This is a genomic window from Clostridium sp. HCS.1 (assembly GCF_047900555.1).
Taxonomy (GTDB): domain Bacteria; phylum Bacillota; class Clostridia; order Clostridiales; family Clostridiaceae; genus Clostridium.
On the sequence record NZ_CP170704.1, the window covers coordinates 471,757 to 489,748 of the forward strand.

A 17,992-nucleotide genomic window follows, 5' to 3' on the forward strand; every position below is an offset into this window, starting at 1 on the left:
GGAGAAAGCATAAAGAAATTAGAAGTGTAAAATTAAAATAATTCTAATTAGACTATGCTAAAGAAGACTATGAAGAAAATATTATGGGGTGGAGCAACAGCAGCTAGCCAATATGAAGGTGGTTTTAATGAAGGTGGTAAGGGACTAGATACACAAGATTGCCGTCCATACTTACCACGTACTTCTCAAGCAACTACAAAAACAAGACTCCTAAGTTTTGATACTGTTGAAGAAGCTAAAAACTGTAAGGATATAGGTAACTATGCTTTCCGTAGAGGGGTAGAAGGATTCAGTCATATTGATGAAGATTTAGAATTAATAAAGGGACTTGGATTAGATGTATATCGTTTTTCTATATCTTGGGCAAGAATTTTCCCTTTAGGTGATGAAGAGACTCCTAATGAAGAAGGTTTATTATTTTATGATCATATAATTCAAGAGTTAAAGAAAGCAAATATTAAAATATTTATTACAATGAATCACTATGCAGTTCCTTTGCATCTTGTAGAGAAATATGGTGGATGGAGTAATAGAAAAATGGTTGATTTTTATTTTAAATTTGCCAAGGTTGTTATTAATCGTTGGAAAGATGATGTTGATTTTTGGCTTCCTTTTAATGAGATAAATGCAGGTTATTTTTCTCCTTATAATGGTGTTGGACTTATTAAAGAAGAAAATGAAAAATATGATCAATCCCTTGTTTTTCAATCATTACATCATCAATTTATAGCAAGTGCAAAAACAATAGAGTATGGAAAAGATATTTGTAAGGGTAAATTTGGATGTATGATTTCATGTTTCTGCTATTATCCATTAACACCTAGACCAGAAGATAATTTTAAATTAGTACATGATGAAAACGTAAATCAATGGTTTTGTGCAGATGTATTAGCAAGAGGATACTATCCATCATATATGAATCGTTTCTTTGAAGAAGAAAATATTCAAGTGAATATGGAAGAGGGAGATGATATACTTCTTAGAAATAATGTTGCTGACTTTGTTTCATTCTCATACTATTCATCTAGTATTGTTACTATTGAAGATGCTGAGCAAACAGCAGGGAACTTAGTTGCAACAGTTAAAAATCCTTATTTAAAAGCAACAGAATGGGGTTGGCAAATTGATCCTATTGGATTAAGAACTACTCTTAATAAGGTTTATGACCGTTACCAAAAGCCAGTTATTGTTTCAGAAAATGGATTAGGAACTCAAGATATATTAAATGAAGACTTAACTGTCCATGATGATTATAGAATTCAATACCTACAAGAACATTTTACTCAAATTGAAGAAGCCATAAAAGATGGTGTAGATGTTAGAGCATATTTTATGTGGGGAATTATCGATATCGTTTCTGCAGGAAGTGTGGAAATGAAAAAACGTTATGGAGTAATTTATGTTGATGCTGATAATGAAGGCAATGGAACATATAAACGCTATAAGAAGGATAGTTATCAATGGTATAAGAACTTTATAGAAGAACATAAATAACATTTTAATGTAATTCTAATTAATAATTTTTGAAATTCAAGGCTGTGATTTAAGTATTTCACTTAAATCACAGCCTTAATTTAATTTATCCATTATTAAAAAATATGTACAGTATGTTGTAACATCTAACTAAAAGTTTTGTTAGAAATTTATAGAGGAACTTTAATTTTAAGATATATAATTAAAAGTATATATAAATTGTACAATATTTATTTGAGATAATATTCGAACTTGATAGAAAGAGGATTAATTAATCGTATTAGTAAGTGTAAAAGCTTTTACAGGAGGAAAGATATGGATGATAAGATAGTATATTTCATAAAAAAAAGAAATGAGAAGGGTCTAGAACTATTAATTGATTATTATGGTGGATTAATAACCTCTATAATAAAAAAACATTTATATAATCTTTACGATAAACAAGAGGAATGTATTGATGATGTTTTTCTATCTATATGGAATAACATTGATAGTTTTGATAGCTCAAAAAATACACTTAAAAATTGGATAGCAGCAATATCTCAATATAGAGCTATTGATTATAAACGTAAGTATTTAAGATTACTTAATGAAGAAGTTGATATAAGCCAAGTTGAAAATCAACTTTATCTAAACAATATTATTAATGAAGATGAACTTAGAAGTGATATAGAAGAATTATTGTGTTGTTTGAAACAAGAAGATAAGGATGTTTTTATAAAAAGATATATAGAAGGAAAATCTATGAAAGAAGTGGCTTTAGAAACAGGAATTAAAGAAGAGGTAATTTACAACAGAATATCGAGAGGACGTAAAAAATTAAGAAGAAAATATAGGAATGCAACTATTGAATAAAGGAGGATTATTTCATGAAAAATGATTATGAATTATTAAATGAAGTAAAAGTTGATTTTGATAATTATGATAATATTGAACTCAATGATTTGGAAAAGAAGAAAATGAAAAATAGATTAAAATCTAAAATAAATGTTAAAAAGAAAACTACTAAAAAAATAATAATTGCTGCATCAACATTACTAATAATTGCTGGAATAAGCATTAATACATTACCAGTACAAGCAGCTATAGAAGGATTAACAAATAAATTGGAGCAATTCTTTGGAGTAAGTGAAAATAAAGAGTATAATGACTACAAAAAAACTATAGGAACTAGTATAGAAGATAAGAAAATTATATTTACCTTAAATGAGGTTTTAATAAAGAAAGATAAAGCAATAATTAATGTAAAGGTAGATACTAGAGACTTTAAAAATAATCAAGTAATTACAATTTTCCCAAGTATATATGTAGATGGTAAAAAAGTGAGTGAAGGTGGGTCAACAAACTTTAATTATAATGAAGATGGTACTTACGAAATGCTCCATTTAGTTAATGTAGAAGATTTAAATTTAAGTAAAATTTCCAATATAGATATAGAGTATTTAGGGGGAGAATATAAGCAGTATGGTATAGAAAAGGGAATATGGGGGAATTGGACATTTAGTTTTAATTATGACGGAGAAGAAATAATGAAGAAAACTAAGGAAATAAGTATAAATAAGACTATTGATTTTGGAGATGGATATATATATAACATAAATAATGTAACAGTATCTCCAATAGATATAACATTAAAATATAATAGTGATTTAATGTATGAAGAAAAAATAATTAATGGTAATGATAGAACAAGAGATATTCAATTTACTGTTATGGATATTAATAAAAATATTATAGTTAAAGAAAATGGAAGTAACTCAACTGGGAATATGGCAACTGGAGATATGGAAGCTAATATGTTTCTTAATACTGAAGTAGAAGATAAATTAATGATTGTTCCCTATAAGGTGCCTGATAAAAAATATGAATCTATTGATGAAATGATAGCAAATAGAGAATATATTTTTGATGAAGCAATAGAAGTAGAATTGAAATGAGTTATCTTATATAAAGACTCTATATAAAATACTCTTCATGATGAGTGTCTAAAATATAGGGTCTATTTTAATTAGGATAGTTCATTTTCTATGTAATCTTAATTTAATAAAATTCATGAGGTAATCTTTATTTTCAATTCTTTCTAATTGTAGAAACATTAACTATAAATTATTATTTTCTATAAACATATTCTATATAGGATATGTTAAAATATATTTATAATAATATTATAAATGGGAGGGAAGTACCTTTGGGTAAAGGAATTAGTCTTGAATGTAAAAAGTGTGGATATAGTGCTACTATCTTTGAAGGAGTAGGTAGCAGAACTAAAGAGTTTGAAGAATTCATTAATACCTTTAAGGAAAGAGATAAAGAATTTATAAATTATATAATAAACAAAGGTACTACAGAAGAAAGAATTTATCATAATGCATATGGAAAATGTAATAAGTGCGGAGACTTATCTACAATAAATTATGTGAAAATTAAATATGATAAGGACAAGATTTTTACATTAGATAATAAATGTCATGTATGCGAAGGCAAATATGAGCCCATAACTTTAGAAGAAGTAAAAATTAGCAGTTGTCCTATTTGTAATAATAAGAAATTTAATAGCTTTATGGATATAGAATGGGACTAAAAATTTAATAAATAGATTTAAAACAAAGGTATTTTATTGACACCTTTGTTTTAATTTCGATAAAAATTAATAAATTCTGAATATTAAATTAAATTTTCTTTTATAAATATTAATTTAAAGTTTTTTAGTGTATAATCAAAGAAAACAATGTAGGAGTTAAAAGGCTATGAATGTTGAGAGAAAAAGAGATTTTATAATAAATGTAATTTACTTTTTAATAATCGCAGCAATAATTTATATAACTATAAAATATGCCCTTGGATGGTTCTTACCATTTGTACTAGGCTTCGGTATAGCTTTTATGTTAAAACCTCTTATTAATGTAATAACTAAGAAATTAAAAATAAATAGAAAAATAGTAGCAGGGCTTACTGTACTATTGTTTTATGCAACAGTAGGTGCATTATTTACATTAATTATAGTGAAAGTATTTATTGCATTAAAGGAAGTATTTATACAGCTTCCAGAGGTGTATAAAAATAGTATTGAACCAGCTATTTTTAATATTTCCAATAACATTGATATTTGGATAATTAAATTAGATCCAACACTAACTGAAACTATTAGAGAAATGATATCATCTATAGCTAAATCCTTAGGAACAATTGTATCTAGCATATCATCAGGAGTAGTGACTTTTGTTTCTGCAGCAGTTTCAATGGTACCGAGCTTCTTTATTATGATAATATTTACAATTATATCTTCATTTTTCTTTGCAATGGATTATGTGAAGATTACAGGATTTATAACAAAGCAATTTTCACCTAAGATGAGAAGTATTTTCTTTGAAGTCAAAGATTACATTGTTGGAACATTATTTAAGTTTGTAAAGGCATATTCAATAATTATTACAATAACCTTTATAGAATTATCCATTGGACTTTCAATATTAAGAGTAGAAAATGCAATAACTATTGCCCTTTTAATTGCTTGTGTAGATATATTGCCTGTTCTTGGTACAGGAGGAATAGTAATACCTTGGATATTTATAGAACTTTTTAAAGGAAATATACCATTTGCAATAGGATTAACTATAGTTTATGTTACTATTACAGTTATTAGAAATATAATTGAGCCAAAGATAGTTGGTCAGCAAGTAGGCTTACATCCAATAATTATGTTAGTTTGTATCTTTATTGGAGCTAGATTATTTGGATTTATAGGAATATTTGTTTTACCAATTATAGTTATAATATTGAAAAACTTAAATGATAGTGGAAAAATTAAAATAATAAAGTAAAAACACAGGAGATAAAAATTGGAAATAGAATTTTATGATAAAAATATAGTGAATAATGATAAGTTACTTTATGCCATAGTTGTATCTAGATATAAAGACAAATGGATATTTGTTAAGCATAAAGAAAGAGATACATGGGAGATTCCAGCTGGGCATAGAGAACCAAATGAGGATATAGATTATACAGCAAAAAGAGAATTGTTCGAAGAAACAGGAGCAAAGGATTTTAAAATCACATATGTTAATGATTATTCAATAACATTAGGAGAAGAAAAAAGTTACGCTGCATTATTTTATGCAGATATATATACTTTAGGTAAGTTACCAGATTTTGAAATTGGAGAAATTAGAGAATTTGAAGATATACCAAATAATTTAACTTATCCTAATATACAACCTTATTTGTTTAATAAGGTAAAAGATGAAATAAATAAATTTGTTTTTTAAAGCAAAAAATTATATTATTAATTTATGAAAGAAATGAGGTGAGGAATTTATGATGATGAATACTCACAAGTCTTTAGCTGTTTCTTTTATTAAGAATGTTGAATTAGATAAAAAGTTTTTAATTAATGATAAGCATTTTGTATGGGGAAATCTAAAGCCAGATTCAGTATCAAAATATAAGTTCAAAAAGCATTATTTTGATGAAAGTATTAACATGATAGTAAACAAAATATTGTTTCTATCTTCAATGACCGTAGATGATATATTTATAAGATATACTGTAGGTAAATTTAATCAAGAGTTAGGTGTTGTATGCCACTTCTTATGTGATTATTTTTGTGTACCTCATTATCAAAGGTGGGAATTTAAAAGTCCTGGGGCAGTTAAGGATCATGTTTTATATGAAAATGATTTAAATAAGTATAATAAATCTTATAATCTCAAGAAGGAAATAAACACTTCTTTAAATGGTGATGATATAAGAAAATATATAGATGATCTACAAGAGGAGTATAGCGGAATAGTTTCTTATGAAAAAGATTTACAATATGCAAGCCATATATGTAATACAACAATCAATTTAATTTTAGATGAAGTTGTCTTAAATCAAAAGATTAAAGAAAATATTGCACTAGTAATATAGAAAATTTAAGGAGTTATAACATAACTCCTTTTTTGTTTTATAGGAATTTATAAAAATTTTTCAATATTGTTGACTAAAACACTAGGATAAGCATATAATAATATTAAAAGAAACATATGAACAATTATTCATATGTTTCAGTGAATGGAGGAATAGAAATGGGAGAAAATAAAGTTGAAAGTTGTAATTGTACTGTAATTCATAAAGATATTGTTGAAAGGGTTAGAGAAAGTTTACCCAGCGAAGAAATTCTATATGATTTAGCAGACCTATTTAAGGCCTTTAGCGATTCAACTAGAATAAAAATACTACATGCTTTATTTAAAGAAGAAATGTGTGTATGTGATTTAGCAGCTTTATTAGATATGACTCAATCAGCTATTTCTCATCAACTTAGAGTATTAAAAGGTAATAGATTAGTTAAGTTTAGAAGAGATGGAAAAGTTATATATTATTCCTTAGCGGATGATCATATAAAACACATCTTTAATGAAGGATTTAAGCATATTTTAGAATAGAAAGTGGTGATAACTATGAATAAAAATGAAACAAAATTAATTTTATCAGGATTAACTTGTGCTAGTTGTGCTAATAAAATAGAAACTAGGGTAAATGATTTAGAAGGAGTTAAAGAAGCTAATTTAAACTTTACCACATCTACTTTAACTATAGAAGGAGATGGAAATAAAGAATTAAGTGATATTATTTTAAAGGCCAAAGAAATAATTAAGAAATTAGAGCCAGAAGTTAAGGTATTCCATAAAGATAATGAAAATGTAGTAGTTGAAAATGTAAATATATGTACAAGTAAAGCATGTTCAGTAGAAAATCATAGTTCACATGAAGAACATGGACATACTTCCAAAGATGAACACTCTCATAGCCATGAACATTCTCATGAAGATTCACATGAACACTCTCATGGACATTCTCATGATCACTCACATAGTGAGGCTATTACTTTAAAAGAAAACTTAAGATTAATAATTGGAGCTATAATTTTTGCAGTAGCAGTATTTTTAGATAGAGAATCTATGGTAACACTAGCTTTATTTATAGTAAGTTATTTATTAATAGGTGGAAATGTAATTTTAACAGCAGTTAAAAATATATTAAGAGGAGAAGTCTTTGATGAGAATTTCTTAATGACTATTGCAACCTTAGGTGCATTCTTTATTGGTGAATATCCAGAAGGTGTAGCAGTTATGTTATTCTATGAAATAGGAGAGTTATTCCAATCTTATGCAGTTAATAGATCAAGAAAATCAATAACATCTCTTATGAATATTAGAGCAGATTATGCTAATGTTATAAGAAATGGAAGAGAAGAAAAGGTAAATCCAGAAACAGTAAATATAGATGAAATAATCTTTGTAAAGCCTGGTGAAAGAGTTCCTTTAGATGGGATAATTGTAAATGGAAGTAGCTTTGTAGATACATCAGCTCTTACTGGGGAATCAGTACCAAGAGAAGTATTTAAAGGCGATGATATTTTAGCAGGTTTTATTAACACTAATGGTGTTTTAAATATTAAAGTAACTAAGAACTTTAAGGAGTCTACAGTATCAAGAATATTAGAATTAGTTGAAAATGCTTCTAATAAAAAGGCACCAACAGAAAAGTTTATAACTAGATTTTCAAGATATTATACTCCAGTGGTTGTTTTCTCAGCTATAGCTTTAGCAGTAATACCACCTTTTATATTAAATAATGGAAGCTTTAATGAGTGGTTATCTAGAGCATTAATTTTCTTAGTAGTATCTTGTCCTTGTGCTTTAGTAGTATCTATTCCTCTTGGATTATTTGCAGGAATAGGTGGAGCATCAAGAAAGGGTATATTAGTTAAGGGTGGAAATTATTTAGAAGCATTAAAGGATGTTAATACAATTGTATTTGATAAAACTGGAACTTTAACAAAGGGAGTTTTTAAAGTAACAGAAGTAAATACTGTTAATATAGATAAAGAAGAACTTATAAGAATAGCTGCAATTTCAGAAAGTTTATCTAACCATCCAATTGCACAATCTATAATTAAGGAATACGGAAAAGAAGTAGATTCAAAAGAATTAGTTAATTACGAAGAAATTTCTGGACATGGAGTAAAAACTCTATTAGAAGGAAAAGAAATATTAGTTGGTAACTATAAACTAATGGAGAAATTCAATATTAAGTATGAAAATGTTGATACAATTGGAACTATAGTTCATATAGCTATTAATAATGAATATAAAGGAAATATAGTTATTTCTGATGAAATCAAAGAAGGTTCTAAAGATGCAATAAAAGCATTAAAAGAAATAGGAGTTACACAAACTGTAATGCTAACTGGTGATAATAATACAGTGGCTGAAAAAGTATCAGGAATAGTTGGTGTAGATAAGGTATATGCAGAGTTATTACCAGGTGATAAGGTAGATAAAGTAGAAGAGATAATTAATGGTAATAAATCTCAAGGAAAAGTAATATTCGTAGGTGATGGAATAAATGATGCTCCAGTATTAGCAAGAGCAGATATCGGTGTTGCTATGGGAGGCATAGGTTCAGATGCAGCCATTGAAGCAGCAGATGTAGTTCTTATGAATGACAACCCAGAAGCTTTAGTTTCAGCAATAAAAGTTGCTAGAAAAACTAACAAAATCTTATGGCAAAATATAATATTTGCATTAGGAATAAAAGTATTAGTTTTAATTTTAGGAGCCTTTGGAATAGCTACTATGTGGGAAGCAGTATTTGCAGATGTTGGAGTTACAGTTCTTGCAGTAATAAACTCCACAAGATGCTTAAAATAAATAGGAGATAAATATATAAATCTTTAATTATAAGTAGAAGGTTTACGTTATAAATATTTTTTATAATTCCGAAATGAAATGAGGAATTATTTCCTTCAGTATTAAAAGAAAACAATATAATGCTAGGGCGACTTGGAGCTTGCGAGGTCGTAGCTAGCATTATATTTTTTCTTTTTTTATTGACAAATTTCATCAAATTAAATATAATTATTTGAGTTGAGAACATTCAGGCATAAGGGAAGCATACAAGATTACTTTTGTTTACACAGTTTAATTTTGTAAAGTTAAGACTTATGTATAACGCATCTGCTACGTTATACATAAGTCTAATTTTTTGTGCATTTATTTAATATAATTAAAGATATTTCCTTTTGACAAATAAAAATAAATTATAAAGATAATAATATATTTGAGATGCCTTGTTAAATAGATAACTTAAATTGTTTTAAAATACAAATAAAAGTGTTAAAATAATTAATATATATGAAAAATCGTGCTTTAAATAAAAAAAATAAAAATAGGAGAAATAATATGGAGAAGAAAAAAAATATTTCAATGGCAGTAATTAAGAGACTGCCAAAGTATCATAGATATTTACAAGAATTACTAAGAAATGATGTAGATAGAATATCTTCAAAAGAATTAGGTGAAAAAATTGGTTTTACTGCATCACAAATTAGACAAGATTTAAATTGTTTTGGAGACTTTGGTCAACAAGGATATGGGTATAATGTTAAGGATCTTTATAACCAAATTAGCATTATATTAGGTTTAAATAAAGAATATAATGCTATAATCGTTGGAGCAGGTAATATAGGGCAGGCAATTGCAAACTATAGTAGATTTGCACAAAGTGGTTTAAATATTGTAGGAATATTTGATGCAAATCCAAAGTTAATAGGAATTAGAATAAGAGATATAGAAATCCAAGATATTGATGTTTTGAAAAACTACTTATTAGAAAATTCTATAGATATTGGTATTATATGTGTACCTAGAATAAATGCACAAAAGGTAAGTGATATACTAGTTGAAAATGGAGTTACAGGAATATGGAACTTTGCACCTGTTGATTTATCAGTTCCAGATGAAGTAATAGTAGAAAATGTACATTTGTCTGAGAGTTTATTAACACTTATATACTTATTAAATGATAAAGAACAATGTAAGTGATTACATTATTAATTTGTCTTATTTCACAAATACTATTGAAAAAGAAATTTTATAAGTTTATAATTATAATTGAAGCTTAAGCTTCAATTATTTTTTGGGTATATTGTTAATCTTATAACAATATTTCTGGGGGGAAATATATATTATAAGTATTCAAAAATATCGTATATATAGTTTAGAAGGAGGACTTTGAATGGAATTGAAAAATTTAATTCTTGAAAAAGAAGAACACTTAGCAATTGTAACTATTAATAGACCTAAAGCTTTAAATGCTCTAAATTCAGACACATTAAAAGATTTAGATGCGGTTTTAGAAGATTTAGAACAAGACAGTAACATATATTCTGTTATCTTAACAGGTGCTGGAGAAAAAGCCTTCGTAGCTGGTGCAGATATTTCAGAAATGAAGGACCTTTCAGAAGAAGAAGGAAAAAACTTTGGCCTTTTAGGAAATAAAGTTTTCAGAAGATTAGAAAAACTAGACAAGCCTGTTATTGCAGCTATTTCAGGATTTGCACTTGGTGGCGGATGCGAATTAGCTATGGCTTGTGATATTAGAATAGCTTCAGAAAAGGCAAGATTTGCTCAACCAGAAGCAGGACTTGGAATAACACCAGGATTTGGTGGAACACAAAGGTTGCCAAGATTAGTTGGAGAAGGAAAAGCAAAAGAGCTTATTTACACATGTGCAATGGTTAAAGCAGATGAAGCTTTAAGAATTGGTTTAGTAAATAAAGTTGTACCTCTAGAAAGCTTAATGGAAGAAGCTAAAGCGATGGCAAATACAATTATGGCTAATGCTCCTATAGCTGTTAAGTTATGCAAAGATGCTATAAACAGAGGTATGCAAGTAGATATAGATACTGCAATTGAAATTGAAGCAGAGGATTTTGGAAAATGTTTCGCAACTGAAGATCAAAAAGAAGGAATGACAGCTTTCATTGATAAGAGAGCTAAAAATTTTTCTAATAAATAGTCAGAATAAAAAAAATATAAAAAATAGTTCTAAATTTAAACACAACTTATTTTAAGGAAAAGGGTACAATATCAAGGAGGTATATTTAATGAATTTTCAATTGACTAAGGAACAAGAACTAGTAAAAAAAATGGTTAGAGAATTCGCTTTGAAGGAAGTTAAACCAATAGCTGCTGAAATTGATGAAACAGAAAGATTCCCTATGGAAAATGTTGAAAAAATGGCTAAAATCGGAATGATGGGAATTCCATTTTCAAAAGAATATGGTGGAGCTGGTGGAGATACTCTTTCATATATATTAGCTGTAGAAGAATTATCAAAGGTATGTGCAACTACAGGGGTTATACTTTCTGCACATACATCTTTATGTGCGTCTTTAATAGATCAGTTTGGGACTAAAGAACAAAAAGACAAGTATTTAAAAGATTTAGCAACTGGTAAAAAAATAGGCGCTTTTGGTTTAACTGAACCAGGTGCCGGAACAGATGCAGCTGGTCAACAAACTGTAGCTGTATTAGATGGTGATAATTATATATTAAATGGATCAAAGATATTTATCACAAATGGTGGAGTTGCTGAAACATTTATTATATTTGCCATGACTGATAAGAGCAAAGGTACAAAAGGAATATCTGCATTTATAGTTGAAAAGAGTTTCGAAGGATTCTCAATTGGAAAGAAAGAAGACAAACTTGGTATTAGAGGCTCTTCAACTACAGAATTAGTAATGAGTAATTGTGTAGTTCCTAAAGAAAACCTAATTGGACAAGAAGGCAGAGGTTTTGGTATAGCAATGAAGACTTTAGATGGAGGAAGAATTGGTATAGCAGCTCAAGCATTAGGAATAGCTGAAGGAGCTTTTGAAGAAGCTGTTAATTATATGAAGGAAAGAAAGCAATTTAATAAACCATTAGCTGCTTTCCAAGGATTACAATGGATGATAGCAGAAATGGATACTAAAATTGAAGCTGCTAGACATTTAGTATATAAGGCAGCATGGCTTAAGGAAAATAAACTTCCATATTCAGTAGATGCAGCAAGAGCTAAGCTTTATGCAGCTGAAGTAGCTATGGATGTTACTACTAAGGCTGTACAAATCTTTGGTGGATATGGTTACACTAAAGAATATCCTGTTGAAAGAATGATGAGAGATGCTAAAATTACTGAAATCTATGAAGGAACTTCAGAAGTTCAAAAGATGGTTATTTCAGGAAGCGCTTTAAGATAAGGGGAGGATTTATAAATGAATATAGTAGTTTGTTTAAAACAAGTTCCAGATACAACAGCTGTTAAGATTGATCCAAAAACAGGAACACTTATAAGAGATGGTGTGCCATCAATTATAAATCCAGAAGATAAGCATGCATTAGAAGCTGCATTAACAATAAAAGATAAAGTTGGAGGAAAAGTTACTATAATAAGTATGGGACCTCCACAAGCAAAGGAAGCTTTAAGAGAAGCATTATGTATGGGTGCTGATGAAGCTATACTTATAACTGATAGAGCTTTTGCTGGTGCTGACACTTTAGCAACATCAAAGACATTAGCAGGTGCTTTAAAGAAATTAGAATATGATATAGTATTTGCGGGTAGACAAGCCATTGATGGAGATACAGCTCAAGTTGGACCAGAAATTGCAGAACATTTAAATATACCTCAAATAACATATGTTCAAGATGTAAAAATAGAAGAAGATGGATTGTTAGTTAATAGAGCTTTAGAAGATGGGTATGAATTAATTAAAGTTCAAGCTCCAGTTCTTTTAACAGCGATTAAAGAATTAAATGAACCAAGATATATGAATGTTGGATATATATTTGATACAGCAAATAAAGAAATTCAAGTATGGTCAGCGGATGATATAGAAATAAATAAAGAAGAGTTAGGACTTAAAGGTTCACCTACTAAGGTTAAGAAAACAATGACTAAGGAAACTAAGGGAGCTGGAGAGTTAATAAAAGAAACTCCTCAAGAAGCTGTAAAATATGTATTAGGAAAATTAAAAGAAAAACACTACATCTAAGATATATGGGAGGTAAAAAAGATGAATATGGCAGATTACAAAGGCGTTTGGGTATTTGCTGAGCAAAGAGAAGGAGAACTTCAAAAGGTTTCTCTTGAATTACTTGGTGAAGGTAGAAAGATTGCAGATAAATTAGGCGTAAAGTTAACAGCTTTATTATTAGGTGATAATGTAAAATCATTAGCAGATACATTAGGTAGACATGGTGCAGATGAAGTAATCCTTGCAGAAAGCAAATTATTAGAGCACTATACTACTGATGGATATACTAAGGTTATTTGCGATTTAGCAAATGATAAAAAGCCAGGAATAATATTCATTGGTGCAACATTTATAGGAAGAGATTTAGGTCCTAGAGTAGCAGCAAGATTATCTACAGGGTTAACAGCAGACTGTACAGTTTTAGATGTTGATGTAGAAAAAGCAGATTTACTTGCTACAAGACCAGCTTTTGGTGGAAACTTAATGGCAACAATTGCTTGCCCAGATCATAGACCACAAATGGCAACAGTAAGACCTGGAGTATTCTCAAAACTTCCTGATGAAGAAAGAAGTTTCACAGTGGAAGAAGTAGAAGTGAAATTAGAAGATTCAGATATAAGAACTAAAATAGTAGAAATAGTAAAAGAAACTAAAGAAATTGTAGACATAAGTGAAGCAAACTTTATAGTTTCAGGTGGTAGAGGTGTTGGAGCTAAAGAAAACTTTGCTATTTTAGAAAAATTAGCAGAAGCTTTAGGTGGAACAGTAGCTGGATCAAGAGCAGCTGTTGAAAATGGCTGGATAGAAAGAGATTACCAAGTTGGACAAACAGGTAAGACTGTAAGACCTAATATATATATAGCTTGTGGTATTTCAGGAGCTATTCAACACGTAGCAGGTATGCAAGAATCAGATATGATAATAGCAATTAACAAAGATGCTACAGCTCCAATAATGCAAACAGCAGACTATGCAATAGTTGGTGATTTATTTAAAGTTGTCCCTGAAATGACAGCTCAAATAAAAGCACTAAAAGAAGATTAATAGATAATGAAAAAATAAAAGAATGAAAAAATGAAAAAATGAATGTGTAAACTCCCACGGAGTTTAATAAGTATAAGAATTAGATATGAAATACTTAGAATTTCTGAAGTAATTCAGAAATTAATCTATAATTATTTCATTATTAATTTTTTAATTCTTCACATTTAAATTAGGAGGTTTTTTAAGATGGAAAAGATTTTTGTAATTGGCGCAGGAACTATGGGAGCAGGAATTGTTCAAGCTTTTGCTCAAAAGGGATATGAAGTTATAGTTAGAGACATAAAGGATGAATTTGTTGAAAGAGGAATTAATGGTATCAACAAAGGATTATCTAAATTAGTTGCAAAGGGAAAGATGACTGAAGAAGATAAGGAAGCAATCCTTGGAAGAATATCTGGAACAACAGATTTAGCTCTAGCTGAAGATTGTGATTTAGTAATTGAAGCTGCTGTTGAAAATATGGCAATTAAGAAAACTATATTTGCTGAATTAGATGAAATATGTAAGGAATCTACAATATTAGCTTCTAACACTTCATCTTTATCAATAACAGAAGTTGCATCAGCAACAAAGAGACCAGATAAGGTTATAGGAATGCACTTCTTTAATCCAGCTCCAGTAATGAAGCTAGTTGAAATTATAAGAGGTATGGCTACATCTCAAGAAACTTTTGATGCTGTAAAAGAATTATCAGTTGCTATTGGTAAGGAACCAGTAGAAGTTGCAGAAGCTCCAGGATTTGTAGTTAATAGAATACTTATTCCTATGATTAATGAAGCTTCATTCATTCTACAAGAAGGAATAGCTTCAGTAGAAGACATAGATACTTCAATGAAGTATGGTGCAAATCACCCAATGGGACCTTTAGCTTTAGGAGACCTTATAGGATTAGATGTATGCTTAGCTATTATGGATGTTTTATATAATGAAACAGGTGATACTAAGTACAGAGCAAGTAATCTTTTAAGAAAGTACGTTAGAGCTGGATACCTTGGAAGAAAGACAGGCAGAGGTTTTTACACTTACTAAAATTAAGATATATATTACCGAGAAAAGCTGTTGCAGTAAAATGCAACAGTTTTTTTGTATATTAAATAATTTATTTTTATTAATATAAATTATTAGTTAGATATTATTTAACTATATGATATAATTAATTTTAGATATTAAGAGAATATTTTGTAAAAATTTAGGGGAAACCTAAGGTAGTATATAATATGAGGTGAAAACATGGATTATAGAAATGTAAAATTTGAAGATGATAAAGTTATAATTGAAGGAGTACGAAATTTTAATATAAAGCAAATATTAGAGTGTGGGCAATGTTTTAGATGGGATAAGATAACAGATGAAAATTATATAGTCGTTGCCTTTGGAAGAGTAATAGAAATACTTCAAAAGGATGATGAAGTAATAATATATAATTCTAATGAAGAAGACTTCAATAATATTTGGTTATATTATTTTGATTTAGAAAGAAACTACGATGAAATTAAAGCTGTATTAGCACAGGATGAAATACTAAGGAAAAGTGTTGAATTTGGTTATGGTATTAGAATATTAAATCAAGATCCTTTTGAAATGCTTATAAGCTTCATAATATCTGCAAGAAATAGTATTCCTTCAATAAAGAAAACAGTTAAGAAAATATGTGAAAACTGGGGAGAAAGAATAGAGTACAAAGGTGAAATCTATCATACTTTCCCAACTCCTAAGGCTATAAAGAATGCCACATTAGAAGAAATTCAAGGAACAGGAGCATCTTTTAGAAGTAAGTACATAGTTGATACAATAAAAAAGGTTAATGATGCAATAGAAGTTAAAGAAGATATGGCACTTAATCCAGATAAGTATCCAGAAAGACCAGAAATTCTTGATTTTGATTTAGATTATATAATGAGTTTAAATGATGATGATTGCCATATAGCTCTTCAAAAGTTTATGGGAGTTGGAGCAAAGGTAGCAGATTGTATAATGCTATTTTCAATGGCTAAGCATTCCTCATTCCCAGTAGATGTATGGGTTAAAAGAGCTATGATTCATTTCTATGTAGCACCTGATGTATCATTAAATAAAATGAGAGTTTTCGCAAGAGATAAGTTTGGAGTATTATCAGGCATGGCTCAACAATATCTTTTCTACTATGCTAGAGAAAATAAGATAGAAGTATAAAGAGTGATGACGCACAATGGGAAAATTAAAGAATGAAGAAATGAAGAAATGAAGAAATGAAAGAATGAATAAGTTAAAGAGTTAAAGAATTAAAAAGTGAAGAAATGAAAAAAATGTAGAATTAATGAAGAAACTATCATGGAGTTTCTGTAAAATATATTAATTTGAGGCTTGAATAAGGCGGAATTATACTCTCTTTATGGTGGGAAGTTAAATAATAAAACTGTAGCTATAGAGAGAGTATTTTATTATATCGTAGCTTTTAATAAGAATAGCAAATATTTCTATAAAATAAGCAATAATATTATTGGAAAGTAATTGTAATAAATATATAATTATCTTATTGGATTTTCAATAATAAGTAATAAATAATCATAGCTTTTATATAGTAACAAATACATTAGGAGAAGATCTGTAATACTATAAATACAGGGGGAAGAAAAATGTATTATTTAGGAATCGATGGAGGCGGAACTAAGACTAAATATCTATTAATTAATGAAAACTTACAAAAAGTAGCAGAAAGGGAAGGCTCAACTATTCATATCCATCAAGTTGGGGTTGAAGGAATAAAAATTCAAGTAACAGAAAATATTTCAAAGATATGTAATGATGCTAATATAGAATTAAAGGATATTGGATATATATTTGCTGGTGTTCCTGGTTATGGAGAAAGTATAGATGATATGGAGAAAATCGACAAAGCTTTTGAAGATATTATCAAAGTTCCATATTCAATAGACAATGATGCTGTTAATGGATGGGCAGGAGGTACTGCTTGCAGGCCAGGAGTTAATGTGGTTGCAGGAACAGGAAGTATAGCATATGGAAGAAATTCAGAAGGGAAATTAGCTAGGTGCGGAGGATTTGGACCTGGGATAGGTGATGATGGAAGTGCTTATTGGATAGCTCTAAAAACTATTAATGAATACACCAAGCAAAAGGATGGAAGAAAAGAAAAAACTGTATTAGTTGATATTTTAGAAAAAGAGTATGGAGTTACTTATAAGTATGAAATCGTTGAGATAGTCTTTAATAAATTAAAGTTTAATAGAACAGAATTAGCAAAGTTTTCAACTATATGTTTCTTATCAGCAGAGGCAGGATGTCCAGCATGTAAGAAAATATTTAAAGATGCAGCGGAATCAATATTTGAACATATAAAAGCTATAGCTAAAGAGTTAAATTTTACTGATGAGTTTGTAGTTTCATATACTGGTGGAGTATTTAAAGCAGGAAAATATGTTTTAAACCCATTAAAGGAAATGATTAAGGAGTCAGCATTGAAATGCTATTTACAAGAACCAGCTTTAGATCCATGGAATGGTGCAGCATTACTTGCATATAACTTAGGTGGTAATACAGTTCCTGATAATGTAATGGAAATATTAAAATAAAATTTTGATTAAAAAGTGATGAACTGTTATATATGATTCTGCTTGAAATATT

17 protein-coding genes are annotated in these 17,992 nt (G+C 28.8%); all 17 read left to right on the top strand.

Features of this window, described 5'->3' with window-relative positions:
* Positions 1–69: 69 nt before the first annotated feature.
* The 17 genes from ACFYH6_RS02320 to ACFYH6_RS02400 all read left to right on the top strand — a co-directional run bounded on the left by ACFYH6_RS02320 (position 70) and on the right by ACFYH6_RS02400 (position 17,940).
* Complete coding sequence (locus ACFYH6_RS02320) at positions 70–1,494, top strand: glycoside hydrolase family 1 protein (RefSeq protein ID WP_416179271.1); 1,425 nt, start codon at positions 70–72, stop codon at positions 1,492–1,494.
* A gap of 294 nt (positions 1,495–1,788) precedes the next feature.
* Positions 1,789–2,328 (top strand): sigma-70 family RNA polymerase sigma factor, encoded by a 540-nt coding sequence (locus tag ACFYH6_RS02325; RefSeq protein ID WP_316344870.1) that lies wholly within the window; start codon positions 1,789–1,791, stop codon positions 2,326–2,328.
* A 14-nt stretch (positions 2,329–2,342) separates the two neighbouring features.
* On the top strand, positions 2,343–3,410 hold the full coding sequence (locus ACFYH6_RS02330; RefSeq protein WP_416179270.1) for a DUF4179 domain-containing protein: 1,068 nt from the start codon (positions 2,343–2,345) through the stop codon (positions 3,408–3,410).
* 251 nt (positions 3,411–3,661) lie between these two features.
* Positions 3,662–4,054, top strand: coding sequence for a hypothetical protein (locus ACFYH6_RS02335; protein ID WP_416179269.1), 393 nt, complete (start codon positions 3,662–3,664; stop codon positions 4,052–4,054).
* Between the two features lie 166 nt (positions 4,055–4,220).
* Positions 4,221–5,294 (top strand): sporulation integral membrane protein YtvI, encoded by a 1,074-nt coding sequence (gene ytvI, locus ACFYH6_RS02340; protein WP_416179268.1) that lies wholly within the window; start codon positions 4,221–4,223, stop codon positions 5,292–5,294.
* Positions 5,295–5,312: 18 nt separating this feature from the next.
* Complete coding sequence (locus ACFYH6_RS02345) at positions 5,313–5,741, top strand: NUDIX hydrolase (RefSeq protein ID WP_316344875.1); 429 nt, start codon at positions 5,313–5,315, stop codon at positions 5,739–5,741.
* A gap of 49 nt (positions 5,742–5,790) precedes the next feature.
* On the top strand, positions 5,791–6,384 hold the full coding sequence (locus ACFYH6_RS02350; RefSeq protein ID WP_316344876.1) for a zinc dependent phospholipase C family protein: 594 nt from the start codon (positions 5,791–5,793) through the stop codon (positions 6,382–6,384).
* Positions 6,385–6,542: 158 nt separating this feature from the next.
* Positions 6,543–6,902 carry an ArsR/SmtB family transcription factor gene (locus ACFYH6_RS02355; protein ID WP_416179267.1) on the top strand — a complete coding sequence of 120 codons (360 nt, stop codon included), beginning with the start codon at positions 6,543–6,545 and terminating at the stop codon, positions 6,900–6,902.
* Positions 6,903–6,917: 15 nt separating this feature from the next.
* Positions 6,918–9,173, top strand: coding sequence for a heavy metal translocating P-type ATPase (locus tag ACFYH6_RS02360; protein WP_416179266.1), 2,256 nt, complete (start codon positions 6,918–6,920; stop codon positions 9,171–9,173).
* A gap of 531 nt (positions 9,174–9,704) precedes the next feature.
* Entirely contained in the window at positions 9,705–10,346 is a 642-nt protein-coding gene (locus ACFYH6_RS02365) for a redox-sensing transcriptional repressor Rex (RefSeq protein WP_316344859.1), read from the top strand.
* Positions 10,347–10,539: 193 nt separating this feature from the next.
* The gene (locus ACFYH6_RS02370) at positions 10,540–11,322 is read left to right on the top strand and encodes a short-chain-enoyl-CoA hydratase (RefSeq protein WP_316344860.1); all 783 of its coding nucleotides are present in this window, start codon (positions 10,540–10,542) and stop codon (positions 11,320–11,322) included.
* A gap of 88 nt (positions 11,323–11,410) precedes the next feature.
* Complete coding sequence (locus ACFYH6_RS02375) at positions 11,411–12,550, top strand: acyl-CoA dehydrogenase (protein ID WP_316344861.1); 1,140 nt, start codon at positions 11,411–11,413, stop codon at positions 12,548–12,550.
* 15 nt (positions 12,551–12,565) lie between these two features.
* On the top strand, positions 12,566–13,345 hold the full coding sequence (locus ACFYH6_RS02380; protein WP_316344863.1) for an electron transfer flavoprotein subunit beta/FixA family protein: 780 nt from the start codon (positions 12,566–12,568) through the stop codon (positions 13,343–13,345).
* A 21-nt stretch (positions 13,346–13,366) separates the two neighbouring features.
* The gene (locus ACFYH6_RS02385) at positions 13,367–14,371 is read left to right on the top strand and encodes an electron transfer flavoprotein subunit alpha/FixB family protein (protein ID WP_416179265.1); all 1,005 of its coding nucleotides are present in this window, start codon (positions 13,367–13,369) and stop codon (positions 14,369–14,371) included.
* Between the two features lie 186 nt (positions 14,372–14,557).
* Entirely contained in the window at positions 14,558–15,400 is an 843-nt protein-coding gene (locus ACFYH6_RS02390) for a 3-hydroxybutyryl-CoA dehydrogenase (RefSeq protein WP_316344866.1), read from the top strand.
* A 201-nt stretch (positions 15,401–15,601) separates the two neighbouring features.
* Positions 15,602–16,543: a DNA-3-methyladenine glycosylase family protein gene (locus ACFYH6_RS02395; RefSeq protein ID WP_316345401.1), complete on the top strand. Its 942-nt coding sequence runs from the start codon at positions 15,602–15,604 to the stop codon at positions 16,541–16,543.
* 443 nt (positions 16,544–16,986) lie between these two features.
* A complete protein-coding gene (locus tag ACFYH6_RS02400) occupies positions 16,987–17,940 on the top strand; it encodes an N-acetylglucosamine kinase (protein WP_416179264.1) in 954 nt (317 codons plus the stop codon).
* Positions 17,941–17,992 lie beyond the last annotated feature (52 nt).

Excerpts from the sequence above, each read along its gene's own strand:
- ACFYH6_RS02370 (WP_316344860.1), top strand. The coding sequence starts at position 10,540 with ATGGAATTGAAAAATTTAATTCTTGAAAAAGAAGAACACTTAGCAATT.
- ACFYH6_RS02390 (WP_316344866.1), top strand. The coding sequence starts at position 14,558 with ATGGAAAAGATTTTTGTAATTGGCGCAGGAACTATGGGAGCAGGAATT.
- ACFYH6_RS02385 (WP_416179265.1), top strand. The coding sequence starts at position 13,367 with ATGAATATGGCAGATTACAAAGGCGTTTGGGTATTTGCTGAGCAAAGA.
- ACFYH6_RS02400 (WP_416179264.1), top strand. The coding sequence starts at position 16,987 with ATGTATTATTTAGGAATCGATGGAGGCGGAACTAAGACTAAATATCTA.
- ACFYH6_RS02365 (WP_316344859.1), top strand. The coding sequence starts at position 9,705 with ATGGAGAAGAAAAAAAATATTTCAATGGCAGTAATTAAGAGACTGCCA.
- ytvI (WP_416179268.1), top strand. The coding sequence starts at position 4,221 with ATGAATGTTGAGAGAAAAAGAGATTTTATAATAAATGTAATTTACTTT.
- ACFYH6_RS02395 (WP_316345401.1), top strand. The coding sequence starts at position 15,602 with ATGGATTATAGAAATGTAAAATTTGAAGATGATAAAGTTATAATTGAA.
- ACFYH6_RS02320 (WP_416179271.1), top strand. The coding sequence starts at position 70 with ATGAAGAAAATATTATGGGGTGGAGCAACAGCAGCTAGCCAATATGAA.
- ACFYH6_RS02355 (WP_416179267.1), top strand. The coding sequence starts at position 6,543 with ATGGGAGAAAATAAAGTTGAAAGTTGTAATTGTACTGTAATTCATAAA.
- ACFYH6_RS02330 (WP_416179270.1), top strand. The coding sequence starts at position 2,343 with ATGAAAAATGATTATGAATTATTAAATGAAGTAAAAGTTGATTTTGAT.
- ACFYH6_RS02375 (WP_316344861.1), top strand. The coding sequence starts at position 11,411 with ATGAATTTTCAATTGACTAAGGAACAAGAACTAGTAAAAAAAATGGTT.
- ACFYH6_RS02350 (WP_316344876.1), top strand. The coding sequence starts at position 5,791 with ATGATGATGAATACTCACAAGTCTTTAGCTGTTTCTTTTATTAAGAAT.
- ACFYH6_RS02325 (WP_316344870.1), top strand. The coding sequence starts at position 1,789 with ATGGATGATAAGATAGTATATTTCATAAAAAAAAGAAATGAGAAGGGT.
- ACFYH6_RS02380 (WP_316344863.1), top strand. The coding sequence starts at position 12,566 with ATGAATATAGTAGTTTGTTTAAAACAAGTTCCAGATACAACAGCTGTT.
- ACFYH6_RS02360 (WP_416179266.1), top strand. The coding sequence starts at position 6,918 with ATGAATAAAAATGAAACAAAATTAATTTTATCAGGATTAACTTGTGCT.